Source organism: Acinetobacter sp. TUM15071 (assembly GCF_008980925.1).
Lineage (GTDB): Bacteria > Pseudomonadota > Gammaproteobacteria > Pseudomonadales > Moraxellaceae > Acinetobacter > Acinetobacter dispersus.
Map to the genome: position 1 here is coordinate 23,102 of NZ_BKGB01000002.1, position 15,076 is coordinate 38,177.

Annotated in this window: 16 protein-coding genes; 10 read left to right on the forward strand and 6 right to left on the reverse strand. The window is 39.8% G+C overall.

Features of this window, described 5'->3' with window-relative positions:
• Positions 1-2: 2 nt before the first annotated feature.
• Positions 3-368 (reverse strand): succinate dehydrogenase, hydrophobic membrane anchor protein, encoded by a 366-nt coding sequence (gene sdhD / locus GBI66_RS02135; RefSeq protein WP_004652198.1) that lies wholly within the window; start codon positions 366-368, stop codon positions 3-5.
• Positions 368-769: a succinate dehydrogenase, cytochrome b556 subunit gene (sdhC, locus tag GBI66_RS02140; RefSeq protein ID WP_050560503.1), complete on the reverse strand. Its 402-nt coding sequence runs from the start codon at positions 767-769 to the stop codon at positions 368-370. Before sdhC ends, sdhD begins: the two co-directional genes overlap by 1 nt.
• Before the next feature lie 900 nt (positions 770-1,669).
• Here sdhC and gltA point away from each other — a divergent pair.
• The gene (gltA, locus tag GBI66_RS02145; protein WP_004652200.1) at positions 1,670-2,944 is read left to right on the forward strand and encodes a citrate synthase; all 1,275 of its coding nucleotides are present in this window, start codon (positions 1,670-1,672) and stop codon (positions 2,942-2,944) included.
• A gap of 116 nt (positions 2,945-3,060) precedes the next feature.
• Positions 3,061-4,851, forward strand: a complete 1,791-nt coding sequence (locus GBI66_RS02150) for a DKNYY domain-containing protein (protein ID WP_151715015.1) — start codon at positions 3,061-3,063, stop codon at positions 4,849-4,851.
• 51 nt (positions 4,852-4,902) lie between these two features.
• Here the strand turns inward: GBI66_RS02150 and GBI66_RS02155 are convergent, their stop codons facing one another.
• Entirely contained in the window at positions 4,903-5,400 is a 498-nt protein-coding gene (locus GBI66_RS02155) for a DUF1289 domain-containing protein (protein WP_032857212.1), read from the reverse strand.
• 109 nt (positions 5,401-5,509) lie between these two features.
• On the opposite strand from GBI66_RS02155, the gene GBI66_RS02160 reads away from it, so the two are divergent.
• Positions 5,510-6,442: a rhodanese-related sulfurtransferase gene (locus GBI66_RS02160; protein ID WP_151715016.1), complete on the forward strand. Its 933-nt coding sequence runs from the start codon at positions 5,510-5,512 to the stop codon at positions 6,440-6,442.
• A 144-nt stretch (positions 6,443-6,586) separates the two neighbouring features.
• Complete coding sequence (locus GBI66_RS02165) at positions 6,587-7,207, forward strand: DedA family protein (protein ID WP_151715017.1); 621 nt, start codon at positions 6,587-6,589, stop codon at positions 7,205-7,207.
• Positions 7,208-7,227: 20 nt separating this feature from the next.
• On the opposite strand, the gene GBI66_RS02170 is transcribed toward GBI66_RS02165, so the two are convergent.
• Positions 7,228-8,121, reverse strand: a complete 894-nt coding sequence (locus GBI66_RS02170; protein WP_151715018.1) for a LysR family transcriptional regulator — start codon at positions 8,119-8,121, stop codon at positions 7,228-7,230.
• 101 nt (positions 8,122-8,222) lie between these two features.
• Between GBI66_RS02170 and GBI66_RS02175 the strand changes: the two genes are divergently transcribed.
• Positions 8,223-8,828 carry a LysE family translocator gene (locus GBI66_RS02175; RefSeq protein WP_151715019.1) on the forward strand — a complete coding sequence of 202 codons (606 nt, stop codon included), beginning with the start codon at positions 8,223-8,225 and terminating at the stop codon, positions 8,826-8,828.
• A 123-nt stretch (positions 8,829-8,951) separates the two neighbouring features.
• Here GBI66_RS02175 and GBI66_RS02180 read toward each other — a convergent pair whose 3' ends face one another.
• Both GBI66_RS02180 and GBI66_RS02185 read right to left on the reverse strand, forming a co-directional pair.
• Positions 8,952-9,476, reverse strand: a complete 525-nt coding sequence (locus tag GBI66_RS02180; RefSeq protein ID WP_005150330.1) for a YecA family protein — start codon at positions 9,474-9,476, stop codon at positions 8,952-8,954.
• Positions 9,477-9,547: 71 nt separating this feature from the next.
• Positions 9,548-9,754, reverse strand: a complete 207-nt coding sequence (locus GBI66_RS02185; RefSeq protein ID WP_005150329.1) for a PA3496 family putative envelope integrity protein — start codon at positions 9,752-9,754, stop codon at positions 9,548-9,550.
• Positions 9,755-10,102: 348 nt separating this feature from the next.
• On the opposite strand from GBI66_RS02185, the gene rpoD reads away from it, so the two are divergent.
• The 5 genes from rpoD to GBI66_RS02210 all read left to right on the forward strand — a co-directional run bounded on the left by rpoD (position 10,103) and on the right by GBI66_RS02210 (position 15,012).
• Positions 10,103-11,989, forward strand: coding sequence for an RNA polymerase sigma factor RpoD (rpoD, locus tag GBI66_RS02190; protein WP_005192581.1), 1,887 nt, complete (start codon positions 10,103-10,105; stop codon positions 11,987-11,989).
• 129 nt (positions 11,990-12,118) lie between these two features.
• Positions 12,119-12,406: a YbeD family protein gene (locus GBI66_RS02195; RefSeq protein ID WP_004652212.1), complete on the forward strand. Its 288-nt coding sequence runs from the start codon at positions 12,119-12,121 to the stop codon at positions 12,404-12,406.
• 151 nt (positions 12,407-12,557) lie between these two features.
• A complete protein-coding gene (gene lipB, locus GBI66_RS02200; RefSeq protein WP_151715020.1) occupies positions 12,558-13,211 on the forward strand; it encodes a lipoyl(octanoyl) transferase LipB in 654 nt (217 codons plus the stop codon).
• Positions 13,212-13,292: 81 nt separating this feature from the next.
• Positions 13,293-13,826 carry a hypothetical protein gene (locus GBI66_RS02205; protein ID WP_151715021.1) on the forward strand — a complete coding sequence of 178 codons (534 nt, stop codon included), beginning with the start codon at positions 13,293-13,295 and terminating at the stop codon, positions 13,824-13,826.
• A gap of 1 nt (position 13,827) precedes the next feature.
• On the forward strand, positions 13,828-15,012 hold the full coding sequence (locus tag GBI66_RS02210) for an iron-containing alcohol dehydrogenase (protein ID WP_005192586.1): 1,185 nt from the start codon (positions 13,828-13,830) through the stop codon (positions 15,010-15,012).
• The last annotated feature ends 64 nt before the right edge of the window (positions 15,013-15,076 follow it).

Consider the following 15,076-nt stretch of genomic DNA (forward strand, 5'->3'; position numbering starts at 1 on the left):
TATCAATTTGCCCAGAAAATCTGGATACCCCAGATTGCGTACACGAACACTGAAATAATGACAGCAGAAGTGAGTACAAGGCGTAAACCTGAAGCTGAAGGGCCCATTTGACGAGTCGTTACATAATCAGTAAAGACTTGCCACATACCAATCCAAGCGTGTGCAACGAGCGATAACACTGCTAATAAAGAGAAAATCTTCATTGGCAAAGTCAGCATAAAGCCAGCCCACTGTTCATAACCAAATCCACTATTGCAAAGGATCCAGCCAAACAAAACAACAGTGTATGCAGCTAACACTACAGCACTGACACGTTGGATATACCAATCGCGAGAACCTGAACCTGTTAAACCTGTAGCACTTTTCATCAGAACATAATCCATACGAATGCTGCGACAATACCAATCGCAGACAAGATCAATGAAATTGTAGCTGCAATACGACCGCTTTGAAGTTCTTCAGCAAAACCGAGGTCAGCAAGTAAATGCTTCACACCTGCGATAAAGTGGAAAATCAAGCCAGCTACAAATACCCATACGATGAAACGTACAATGATATTTCCGAAAACGACATTTTTAACGTAGTCAAATCCTTCTGGAGAAGATAAAGACTTATCCAAAATCCATAAAAGAACTGCAACTAATACGAAAACGATTACACCTGATAGACGGTGTAGAATTGAGGCAATAGCCACGGGCGAGCGTAAATTTACCGCTAATACCTGACCCATGGACAAATTGACAGGTCTGTTGCTTTTCACAGCGGGCATCCTGTAGGTAGAAACTCCATCTGGAGTTTGTTTGACTTAATTCAAAGGAAAGCTGGCATTGTTAGGCAAGCACAGCACATGCCTAACCTATATAACGACACCGAATTATAAAACGTGAAATATCAAAATACAAACAATCAACTTTCGCTTTAGTCGAAAAAAACTTTAAATAAGAATCATTCACACGCATAATAACGGCGACAAAACCACCGAATTCAGACAAAAACAACTATCTAATTGTTTTGTAATGATAAAAATAAAACACTATTTTTTATAGATACTTTTTAATTTTATAAATTCTTTTCTTTTATATTTATTAAAAAACAGCTTTTCCGGCTTTAAATCAGCATAATTTCGCGACGTGATACATACTTTAAAATAATAGCCCTCATTTATATTTTAAATATCATAAATTGATAATCTATTTTTATCATTCAATTAAGCAAAATCAACAAGTCATTTTTTATACAATTAATCGCACCATAATGAATCAATAATGATGCGACAGATTACGTTTTTAAATGATTTTTGAATGGCCGTTTAAGAGTAAACAACGAGAAATATAGGGGTTTTAACCAAGATAAGTATTTATTTTATAAGTAGTGCTCCCCTTCCCAAATAAAAATTTACTTACAATTGGACTGATGCTTCATTTTTTTTATGCACCTGAAACTTGATTTGACATATTATACTCGACCGGTGCTGTGATTTTACTCAGTTTTTTCTTCGATACTGAATGACTAATTGACTGTAGCAACGTCATTTTTTATCCCTAAGTATAATTGACAAAATTTTAGTAACCACTAATCTTATAGCAAATTTTGACACCGTCTGATTCGCACATGACAAGATTAGTATTTCGAGTCAGATAATCATTCACCAGGACAGGAGATCTATTGAATGTCTGCAGCAACTGGCAAAAAAGCCGTATTACAGCTTGATGGCAAAGAAATTGAATTACCAATTTACAGCGGCACATTAGGCCCAGATGTAATTGACGTTAAAGATGTATTAGCATCAGGTCACTTTACTTTCGATCCTGGTTTTATGGCGACAGCTGCTTGCGAATCTAAGATCACATTCATTGATGGTGACAAAGGTGTGTTATTACACCGTGGTTATCCAATTGATCAATTAGCGACTCAAGCAGACTACTTAGAAACTTGCTATTTATTGTTAAATGGTGAGCTTCCAAATGCTGAACAGAAAGCAGAATTTGACGCTAAAGTACGTAACCATACTATGGTTCATGATCAAGTAAGCCGTTTCTTCAATGGTTTCCGTCGTGATGCTCATCCTATGGCTATAATGGTTGGTGTTGTTGGTGCATTATCTGCGTTCTATCACAACGGTTTAGACATCGAAGATGTAAACCACCGTGAAATTACTGCAATTCGCCTAATCGCGAAAATTCCTACGCTTGCAGCGTGGAGCTACAAATATACAGTAGGTCAACCATTCATTTACCCACGTAATGACCTTGGTTACGCAGAAAACTTCTTACATATGATGTTTGCTACACCTGCTGACCGCGATTACAAAGTAAACCCAGTTCTTGCTCGTGCAATGGATCGTATCTTCACGCTTCATGCTGACCACGAACAAAATGCGTCTACTTCTACAGTTCGTCTTGCTGGTTCTACTGGCGCAAACCCATATGCATGTATCTCTGCTGGTATCTCAGCACTTTGGGGACCTGCTCACGGTGGTGCAAACGAAGCTGTACTTAAAATGTTAGATGAAATTGGTAGCGTAGAAAACGTTGCTGAATTCATGGAAAAAGTAAAACGTAAAGAAGTTAAACTCATGGGCTTCGGTCACCGTGTTTATAAAAACTTCGATCCACGTGCGAAAGTCATGAAAGAAACTTGTGACGAAGTTCTTGCTGCATTAGGCATCAACGATCCACAATTGCAACTTGCAATGGAACTTGAGCGTATTGCACTGAACGACCCGTACTTCGTTGAGCGTAAGCTTTACCCGAACGTAGACTTCTATTCAGGTATCATCTTAAAAGCGATTGGTATCCCAACAGGTATGTTTACGGTGATCTTCGCGCTTGCACGTACAGTTGGTTGGATCAGCCACTGGTTAGAAATGCACAGCGGTCCTTACAAGATCGGTCGTCCACGTCAGCTTTACACAGGCTCGACTCAGCGCGACATCAAACGTTAATTTCGATTAGCGTTAATAAAAAAGGATGCTTCTGCATCCTTTTTTTGTTTTTATCGGTTATGCTCAAAAAGAAGACTTAAACAACATTCATTTTGCAGAACTAACTTACCAAGCCGATGATAAAAAGATCCGCTGTTTTGATACAGGTCACACTGCCCGTCTTTCAAATAAAAATTGCGTCCTTTATGCTGTTTTTATTGATGATCATACTGACTTGGCTCTTACTCGTTTACTTTAGTTATGATTTAAGCCTGTACTATCTTTATCAATTCCTACCTTTCTTTGCCCAACTGCTCAACATTGCTTTGATGTTTGCTTTATTGATAGCAACGCTTTACCTGTATAACCAGCTTTATCAAAAATACTTTAGACGCTCCATCACCTTTAAGTTATATCAGCAAGGCATGGCTCTGGAAGATTCCAAGCAAGCTGCTTTTTTCACTTGGCAAGATTTGATTCAGATACAACTTCAACAACAACACACTCAAATCCATAGTTTCAATCTTCTAAGCAAAACTAAACCCTATCGACAGTATTTCTATTTTAATTCATGGATGTGGCCTGCCACGTTAACCCAGCAACATTGTGAGTTTTTACCATTCTGGAAAAAACTGGAAGCGCTGGCAAAACAGCAACAACTGCAACGAATCAGCAATACAAGCCCCAACAAGAAAACCCATATTGATAGCATTAGCATAATTGCAGATCAACAGGCGCTAGACGCTTTTCAAAGAAAACAAAGATGGCTGACAGTTGGATTAATCCTTGTTATTTTAGCCAGTTTTAGCCTTTTTATGAGCTACCTTCTTTGGCGTGAATTTGATGATGGCGGCATTGATCTGCCTCACCAACAAACCCAGTCAATCTCCGGCACAAATTTCGAAACATTCCAGAATCAGGTTTATATTTTTAAACAAGGCCAAGGTACTTTTTTAGTTCCCCAAGCAAAGGCTGATCAATTTACAGGTTTAGCTCTGAGCAATCTTCCTAATCGTGCAGATGAGCTGTATAGCAATGTAGGTAAAACACCACAACATGTTTACTGGCAAGACCACATCCTGTCTCAATTAAATCCTGCACAAACACGCTATTTAGGCAATGATTTCACCAAAGATGGTCAACATGTTTATTTTCGGGATATACGCTTAACCAACGCGAATGCCACACATTTCACGGCAATATTGCATCCAAGATTCAATACGCTTGGCTATTTTTATGCTAAAGATAATCAACAGGTCTTTTACAAAACAAAAGCCTTAATGGATTTAGATCCGCAACAGAGCCAAGCATTTCCAAATAGCAGCCAATATATCCACGACCAACAGGTGGTTTATTATCAAGATAAAAAGCTGGGCAAGTTAAATGCGCAACAGACTCAAATTTTTAGTGGCAGCAACCGTTTTAGTCAGAACTTAAATCTAGCAACAGACGGTCGATCTTTTTATTTAAATGAACATCCATTACCACATATTGCTGAGCATAAGTTTTGGGGAACAACGCTTGTTGATTTATCACACCTGCAACTCATTGGTAGCCAAAACAGTGAGCCCTATCCAGGAAATTTCAGTTATATTTTTGCAGATCAGCAAAACATTTATATCTATGATGAGTTTTATCAACGATTAAAAGTGCTCTATCATTTTCCTCAACCAGTGCAGCTACAGACTTTGGAAGATCGACGTTTTAGTGATGGAGAAAATATCTACATCATCACTGAAAAGATCTACCGATCTAAAGGGCGTTCTTCTGGAACGACCACGCACGGTTTCAAAATCAGCCTGATTCGCGAACAAGATCAACAGATCATCGCTCAATATTTTTCCCGTAACCCTAGCGCTTTAAAACTATCCAACCTGTTTCATAACAGGGAGATCAACGAATCTCAAAATATAAACAAGATCAGCTAGATGTTGATCAAACCCCTTGATGATCAATAAGATTTTACAGCAAGTGCTTGCTTAAATCTCATCTTCTTCTAGTTCTAGCGCGCGCAATAAAGTATTGCTAATACCATCGGCACGCAACCAAGCCAATTCATAACTCGCTTTTGCTAAGGCCAGTACGCGACGTTCAAATTCATCCCAAATCGGTTTAACTTGTGCATCACTAATACCAAGGCCACTTTCATGCGCCAAATGTTTATTCTTTTCACAAATTTTTAAGGCATGGTACAGCTTGCGCCCTTTGCTCGCACTCTCTAAGACACGGGTACGCTTATTCTGAATAAAACCCTCGATATGCTGTACATTTGCATGCGGCAGCAAAGGCACCAAGATCTGATCAAGTTGCGCGTCTAAGCGCTTCCACACCATCAAGCGTTGCTCTGCCGTATAGGTATTCCACTGAATCACCTCATGATTAAAACGACGACAGCCACGGCAAACCAGATCACCAAACACCGTTGAACAACGCCCTGCACATGGGGTCAATGATGGAATTCGACGATCATTACTCAAAACCAACTCCTCTAAAACCATATTTATTTTATGGTTTTCTCGCTTATTTTCAGATTTCGCGCTAAAATGTGCGCCTTATTTTTCTATCTTAATACATTTGGAGTTATCCATGAACGCTACTGTAGAACAGCTTGCACCTGTAGAACAGCAAGCGACCAATAATTGGGTTGTTGCAGCACTATATCAATTTAAAGAAGTTTCAGATGCAGCGGATCTGCAACAACGTCTTTTGAACTTAGTGAATAGCATCAATTTATGTGGAACTCTGATTGTAGCGTCTGAAGGGATTAACGGAACTGTTGCTGGTGACCGTGCCGCGATTGATACAGTTCATCAATTCCTTCTCAACGAAGGTTTTAACGCAATGGAATATAAAGAGTCTGAAAGCTCTGAAAAGCCATTCCGTAAAATGAAAATTAAACTTAAAAATGAAATTGTAACTTTAGGTGTAGAAGTAAAGCCACGTGATTTAGTCGGCCACTATCTTGATCCTAAAGAATGGAATGATCTGATTAGTCGTGATGATGTAATCCTGATCGATACCCGTAATGATTATGAATATAAAGCAGGCACATTCAAGGGCGCAATTGATCCTAAAACAGAATCATTCCGTGAATTCCCTGAGTATGTAAAACAGAATCTTGAACAGCACAAAGACAAGAAAATTGCGATGTTCTGTACTGGTGGTATTCGTTGTGAAAAATCAACCTCTCTCCTGCTTCAAGAAGGTTTCAATGAGGTCTATCACCTAAAAGGCGGCATTCTTAAATATCTAGAAGAAACACCTGCTGAAGAAAGCATGTGGGAAGGTGAATGTTTCGTTTTTGATGGCCGTACTGCTGTTACTCATGGTGTTGAAGAAGGTGAAAACATCAAGTGTCATGCTTGCGGTTGGCCATTAACCAAAGTTGAAGCTGAACTGCCAAGCTATGAACATGGCGTATCTTGTGTTTACTGTATTGATAAAACCACGGACAAGCAAAAAGCAGGCTTCCGTATGCGCCAGTCACAAATTGCGGCTGCTAAACGCAAACGTCTATAAACTGAATAAGTAAATTAAAAGCCATAGTTTAACTATGGCTTTTTTATTGTGTTAATAAAAATCATGTAACGATTCGGCTATTGAGCATTACATCAACTACAACTATGCTAAAAACAATAATCAAATGAATCATATAAGGGCATTATGGGACTGGAAGAGTGGGTTCTATCCATCATGGAGAAACTTGGATATTTAGGTATCGCATTTTTAATGTTTCTAGATAATGTCTTCCCGCCTATCCCATCTGAAATCATTATGCCCTCAGCAGGCTATACTGCATCAAAGGGCGAACTTACCCTCATCGGTGTCATTATTGCAGGCAGTGCAGGTTCAATACTCGCAGCGATGCTGTTGTATTGGATAGGACGCAAAGTCCCTCAGCAACGTCTATTTAATTTTGTAGAACGCTATGGAAAATACCTCCGCATTCAGGTGACTGACCTAGAAAAGGCCTTAATGTGGTTTAACAAACATGGGCATCGGATTGTTTTCTTTGGTCGTATGATTCCAGCTGTGCGTTCTTTAATTAGTATTCCTGCTGGTATGAGTAGAATGCCTTTTGCCAAATTTATGTTCTACAGTACTGCTGGAACCGTGATTTGGACGAGCTTTTTAGCTTATCTCGGCTTTCATTTTAGTGAAAATCAGGCACTGATGATGGTGATTCTGCAACGTATCAGCTACATCATTTTTGCGCTTGTTCTCCTTTATATCCTGTGGTGGATAATCAAAAAGTTTTATCTAAATAAATCAAATCATTCCTAAAAGCGCGGGCTTAGTTACGATCATTCAGTTTTTGCTTGATCAAATGAAGCCAACCACAATTGACTCTTTTGCATTTCATCTTTCAGCCAGTCTCTAAACACCAACTTCCGAATATCATCCTCAAAAGGTTGAGCTGATAATAAGTGATAAGCGGAGCCATCAGCATACACAGCTGTCAGCCGATCCAGCATTTGATATTTTATTTCCCGCTCAACCATATAAGCTGAAACCACAGTCGCGCCCAAGCCAGCCAAACAAGCCTCTATACACAAATAAAAATGCTCCAGAGATGACCGTTTTAAACTCTTCAATTGTTCGGGGTGCTGCTGCTTAAACTGTTGCCATAATTTTGGCCTAGACTTTGAAATAAACACTTGTGTCGCTGCTGCATGGCCACTCTTCCCTATTACACCTAACATCTGCTCATCTGCAATTTTTTCGCTATACAGTGCAGCATCCCAATCGAAGTCATCCCGCCTTAAGGCCAAATCAATGTTCTGCGATGAAAAATCTACGACTCCACCACCCGTCAATAAACTGACTTCAAACTCAGGATAAAGCTGCTTAAAGTGTAACAATCGAGGAATCAGCCATTTCATTGCAAGTGTGGGTTCACAAGAAAGAGTTAAGCTCTTTTGCGCTTTGCTATGCTGCTGTAATTGCAATACGCACTGATCTATTTGTTGAAATACCTGCTGGCAGCATTCAAACAGCACTTCTCCTTCTGAGGTTAAAGTTAATTTTCTGGCTTCTCGTATAAATAACACCAAGCCTAAGCTTTCTTCCAAGTTTTTAAGCTGTTTACTCACCGCACTTTGCGTCACAAATAGCTTGTCCGCAGCAACCGTCACACTTTCAAAACGTGCTACATAATAAAAAAACTTGAGTGAATTCAAAGATAATCGCTCAATCATTCCAAAAACTCATGCATAACAAGAATTAACTTCAATTTTAAATATAGCAAGAATATGAAAAATATAAAAAATCTTTAATACATCAATCTAGGAATAGATGAGTGAATGAAATCATAACCGTTGGCTTAGTCACGATACTTGCCGTCATCAGTCCAGGCGCAGACTTTGCCCTAGTGACTCGAAACAGCTATCTCTATGGTCGGAATTTAGGGTTATATACAGCTTGCGGTATTGCTTGTGGTGTATGGGTCCACATTAGCTATAGTTTAATTGGACTCACGTTTTTACAACAATATCTTCCGAGTTTAATTCATTTGATCCAATATCTCGGTGCCAGCTATTTGATTTATATCGGTTACAAAACATTTACCCAAAGCCCAGTCAATTTAGATGTGAAAAGCTTAGATATAACCGATTGGCAAGCATTCAAACAGGGCTTTTTAACCAATAGCCTGAATCCCAAAACTACACTCTTTGTGATCAGTATTTTTGTGCAAATCATGACATCTGAAAATAACAGTGTGAAGCTATTCACCTACAGCATTTTCATGTCGGGAACTCATCTGCTTTGGTTTGGACTTATTGCACTTTTCTGCTCCGCGCCCAAGATTAGAAATAAAATTCTAGCCAAGCAAATCCACATCAACCAAATTATTGGCATTGTCTTGGGTGCATTAGGGCTGAGTTTATTGCTTACTACTTTTTAAACGATTCACTCAAAAAAACCTGGAGCAAAAATTCAGCAATAAAAAAACGTCCTCTCAGGACGTTTTAATATTGAATCTGCTATGTGATACATGAGCCACCCTTGCAGTCGCTCAAAATATCGATCACGCTGGTGTGTGATACATCAAATAAAGTTCATTTAAATTATTTGGAATTTCTTCCGCTAATTCATCCATCAACTGACCATTACGACGGAATGATTCCATTTGTGGATCTTCTTCATCAATACCGCTGAACACCATCACTGGAAGTGTTAGGTCAATCAACTGCTCTTCAAACTCTGGTGCAAACCATGCATCTTCATTTAAGAACATTGCATCAACAAAGCCCACACTCCAATCACCAAGACTAGATTCGACACTTGCCTCTTCGATTTCAAATGGAAATTCGATTCCATTTTCATTCGCTAAATCTTGGCGAATAGAGTCCAACCATGCATGGATCTGCTCAATAATTTCAGCAGGTAATTTCTTTTGGTTACTCTCAAAAAGCTCATCTAACCAACGATCAAATTTTGGTCCAACCGCAATCGCGCACAAAAAGCCATGAGTCGCTGCGAAATCTAGACCATATTCGTTTTGATCACCGTCAAGATAATTACTTAATAAGTCTAAATCTAACGTGCTCATTCTTTATCCAACTTCAAAAATACATCGGCAACAGCATAACATTTTCAGGCGCAAAGTCTCAGCAATTTTGCTTAGTCTTCGTCACCGAGATCATCGTCGTCGAAATCATAATCAAAATCTTTTAATTCTCGCTCTAAACGACGTTGAGCCAAAAGATCATCGATCAAACGGCGCTTTTCTAATGATTCTTTGGCAGTAATTTTTCCAGATGACTCATCAAAACCAGCATCATCTTCACCATAGTTATCATCATCTAATTCAAAATCTGTAGAAGACACTAAGTACCTCTAATGAAAAAATATAAATGGGTCTAGCCGCTATTTATCGGTCTTCACGAACCTTGTCAAGTTTTATTTGTTTTTTTTGCTATAAAATGATGTTTTGTACTTTTTTTCATCAGTTTTTTTGTGTATTTATAATCAAAGGACAACAGCAATCAAAAAAGTTCTGCAATCATGATCAACAGCTTGAAAAATTATGACTTAACCCCATATTCAAGGAACGAACGTGAAATCAAAGCTATTTTTATTTTAAAGTTAACGGATCGAATCCAAAACATTCATCGTGAATTGTGCTATCATGCACGGTTTTTCACCGCCCCAGATTCAACAAAAGAGTAAGCAAAGATGAGCGATATGAATTCCCCTACTTCGCAAGTAGCGGCTCTGATTAGCCGAGGCAAAGAGCAAGGTTATTTAACTTACGCTGAGGTTAACGATCATCTACCAGACTCAATTACGGAAAGTGAGCAGATTGAAGACATCATTCAGATGCTTCAAGACGTTGGTATTCCAGTGCATGAACGTGCGCCAGAAACTGACGACACCATGTTTGGTGAATCAACTGAAGCGGCCGATGAGGTTGCTGAGGAAGAAGCTGCTGCCGTATTAGCATCGGTTGAAAGTGAGCCTGGTCGTACCACAGACCCTGTCCGTATGTATATGCGTGAAATGGGTACGGTTGAACTTCTTACGCGTGAAGGCGAAATTAGCATTGCAAAACGTATCGAAGAAGGTATTCGTGACGTTTTACATTCGATTGCTTACTGGCCAAATGCGGTTGAAGTTGTTTTACAAGAATATAATGACTTTTTAACAGGTGAGCGTCGTCTTGCCGATATTCTCTCTGGCTATTTAGATCCAGAATCTGATGAAGAAATTCCTGAAGTTCTTGAAGAAGAAGCTGAGCTTGAAGAAGATGATGAAAAATCTCCATCTAAAGCGAAAGATGTCAAACTTGATGATGATGACGAAGAAGAAGAGTCTGAAGGTGATGATGATTCTGAAGGTGACTCTGGTCCCGACCCTGAAATTGCAAAAGCACGTTTCACTGAGCTAGAAAACGCTTGGAATGAGACCAAAGCAATCATCACAAAACATGGCCGTAACAGCGCTGAAGCGGATGCTGCGCTTGAGTCGCTTGCTGCTGTGTTCATGATGTTCAAATTCACACCTCGTTTATTTGAAATCATTTCAGAAATGATTCGTGGTACTCATGAACAAATCCGTTCAAACGAACGTGAAATTATGCGTTATGCAGTACGTCGTGGCCGTATGGATCGTAATCAGTTCCGTCTTAGCTTCCCTGAGCAAGAATCAAATCTAGCTTGGTTAGATGAACAAATTGCAAAAGCGCCTGCGGAAACCAAAGGTCATTTAGAAAAAGTTCGTCCTGATGTATTGGCATTCCAACAAAAGATTGCTGATATTGAGAAAGATCTTGGCCTAAACGTTAAAGATATCAAAGATATCTCTAAACGTATGACAGTTGGTGAAGCAAAAGCACGTCGTGCCAAGAAAGAGATGGTTGAAGCAAACTTACGTTTGGTAATTTCGATTGCGAAGAAATACACCAACCGCGGCTTGCAATTCCTTGATCTAATTCAAGAAGGTAACATCGGTTTGATGAAAGCCGTAGACAAGTTTGAATACCGTCGTGGTTATAAATTCTCGACCTATGCAACTTGGTGGATTCGTCAGGCGATCACACGTTCGATTGCAGACCAAGCACGTACCATTCGTATTCCAGTACACATGATTGAGACAATCAACAAGATCAACCGTGTTTCTCGTCAGCTTCTTCAAGAAATGGGCCGTGAACCAACTCCTGAAGAATTAGGCGAGCGTCTGGAAATGGACGAAGTTAAAGTTCGTAAAGTACTTAAAATCGCAAAAGAACCAATTTCGATGGAAACACCGATTGGTGATGATGAAGATTCGCATCTTGGTGACTTCATTGAAGATGGCAACATCACTTCTCCAATTGATGCTGCAACTTCGGAAGGCTTAAAAGAAGCGACGCGTGAAGTACTTGAAAACTTAACTGAACGTGAAGCAAAAGTATTGAAAATGCGTTTTGGTATTGATATGCCAACCGATCATACTTTAGAAGAAGTTGGTAAACAGTTTGATGTAACACGTGAACGTATTCGTCAGATTGAAGCGAAAGCATTGCGTAAACTTCGCCACCCTTCTCGTTCAGAACACTTACGTTCTTTCTTGGAAAATGACTAATCTTTGGGATATCTTGAGTGAGGGTTAAAGCCCTTACTCAAGACTTGAAGTTCAACACTTCATCCCCATTTATGTATTAGATCAAAAGCGCCTGCACTGATGCAGGCGTTTCAAATTAAGAGGTTGCTCATGTTAGACCGCACTCCTTCTCGTGAATTGCAAGAACATCTTTGGGTTTTCCCGATGGACTATCCAATCAAATTGATTGGTAATGCAGGGGATGAACTTCGAGTGGCTGTTGTTGATATTTTGCAGAAGCACTTCCCTGAATTTGATGGCGACACAGTGAAAGTTCAGCCATCACGTACAGGCAAATACCATTCTTTAACTGCACAATTGCGTTTTGAAGAGTTGGAACAAGTTCATGCCTTATACGCTGATCTTGCAGCCTGTCCTTTAATTAAGACAGCGCTTTAATAAAGAAGTCCAAAATACGAAAGTGTTTTGGATTTTTTTTTGCACTAAAAAATAAGCTTCAACATTTTGATAAATAGCTATTTATCTTCCCCAAATCATTACATAATTAAGCTATTGACCATTTAAAAACTGTAAAGGATGTTCTGTTGTAATGAGTGCTGTAAAACCAACTTTAATCATTCGTTGTTTCAATGATCTACAAGATTACACGACGCGTTTTGAAGCAATGAAAGACTTCACAACTAATCGTGATGAAAACACCCCTGATGAAGTCTGGTTATTACAACACCAAGATGTCTTGACCCAAGGCCAAGCAGGTAAAGCAGAACACATCCTTATGCACAGTAATCTTCCAATTGTTCATACTGATCGTGGCGGTCAGGTCACTTGGCATGGCAAAGGCCAACTGGTGGCCTATTTCCTTTTGGATCTCAATCGCTTGAAGTGGCATGTCCGTACTTTGGTCAGTTTTGCAGAACAAGCTATGATTGATCTGCTCAAACAGTACAATATCGATGCTTACGCCAAACCAGATGCACCTGGGGTATATGTAGATGGGCGTAAAATTGGTTCACTCGGTTTTAAAATTCGTCGTGGTCGTAGTTATCATGGTCTTGCCCTGAATATTGACTGTGACTTAACTGGCTTTCAAACCATTAACCCATGCGGGTATGCAGGTTTAGAAATGGTGCGCCTGCAAGACTTACTTGAAGATTACCCAAGCTTTGAACAGCTCTGTGATACTTTCATTACTTATTTAAAAAATACCGATTTGTTTAATGACCTTGTAGTCAAATCTGAATAATTTACTTTTCAATTCTAATAAAATAAATTAGAGTAAATACTCTAAATTAGCTTTTGCATAATTTTAACAAGGGATACGCAAGTGATTTCAACCAAAGCAGTGAAGCCCACGTTGCAATTTGCCTACGTCAAACTCATGATGGATGTTGTGGGTCGTGGCCTCGTGATGGCAAGCCAAGTGGATGATGAAGTACAACAGGAAGTGTCGAAGTTTCCTGTTGGTTTTATCCTTTCAATGAATGTTTTCCCAAATGGACCTGCATTTGTTGCTCGAGTAACCGAAAAAAAACAATTAGAGCTATTGTCCAACTACAAAGGCAAGCCTGATTTAACCATTACCTTCAAGCATTTAACCCACGCCTTTTTAGTATTTTCTTTCCAAGAAAGTACGGCACAAGCCTTTGCCAATGACCGTATGATTGCCGATGGTGATGTTTCAAGTGCCATCCGTCTGGTGCGTTGCTTGAACAAAATGGAAGCCCTGATTTTACCTAAACTAATCGCTTCACTTGCAGTCAAACGCTACCCTGCTGAATTAACATTAAAAGAAAAATTCACGGGCGCAAAAAATATTTATCTTAAAGTCGCAAAATCATATCTCAAACGGAGCGCATAACATGGCTAAGCCTTATTACGAGTTTTTCTGTCCTGTAAAAGTCATTGCTGGTAACGCTGCCTTAGAGCATATCCCATTTGAACTTGCGACGCTTGGCGCAAAACGTCCAATGATCATTACCGATAAAGGCGTACGTGCCAATGGCTTACTTAGCCCAATCGAAGCAGCTTTTAGTACAACTGATGCGGTGATTGGCGCGATCTTTGATGATGTTCCACCTGATTCAAGCTTGGAAGTCGTTCGCTTAGCAGCAGAACTTTACCGCCAGAAAAAATGTGATGCGATCATTGCGATTGGTGGTGGCTCAGTCATCGACACCTCTAAAGCAACCAATATCTTGGTGTCTGAAGGTGGTGATGATTTATTGCAATATTCAGGTGCTCATAACCTGCCAAAACCACTTAAGCCATTCTTTGTGATTCCAACCACCTCTGGTACTGGTTCAGAAGTGACCATGGTGGCTGTGGTTTCAGATACGCAACGTAATGTAAAACTGGCTTTTGCCTCGTATTACTTAATGCCGCATGCCGCGATTCTTGATCCACGCATGACCCAGACTTTACCACCACATCTGACCGCCATGACTGGAATGGATGCATTAACTCATTGCGTGGAAGCTTATACTTGCTTAGCAGCAAATCCACTGAGTGATGCTTATGCCAGTGCAGGGATTAAGAAGATCAGTGAAAATCTCTTTAAAGTATTAGACAATCCAAGTGATGCACAAGGCCGTTTAGAATTGGCTCAGGCATCCACTATGGCGGGTATTGCTTTCTCTAATTCAATGGTGGGTTTAGTTCATTCATTGGGTCATGCGCTTGGTGCAGTTGCACATCTACCCCACGGCTTATGCATGAACTTATTCCTGCCATACGTGCTGGAATACAACAAAGAGATTAATGGCGACAAGATCGGTGAGTTACTGTTGCCACTCGCGGGTGCAGATATTTATGCACAAACTCCTGCAAACTTACGTGCAGACAAAGCAATTGCGACGATTTTAGCAATGCGTGATCGTCTTTTCAGCCTGACCAAACTGCCACGTACATTACGTGAAACAGGTAAAGTCACTGAAGCACAGCTAGATGAAGTTGCGGATAAAGCATTGAATGATGGTTCCATCATTTACAACCCGAAAGAAGCAAACTTGCAAGACATTCGTGCAATCTTGCAAAAAGCATGGTAATACATTGAGTTAAATCAAGTATTCCTGCTTAAAAGCCTCGATATTGATTGAATATCGGGGCTTT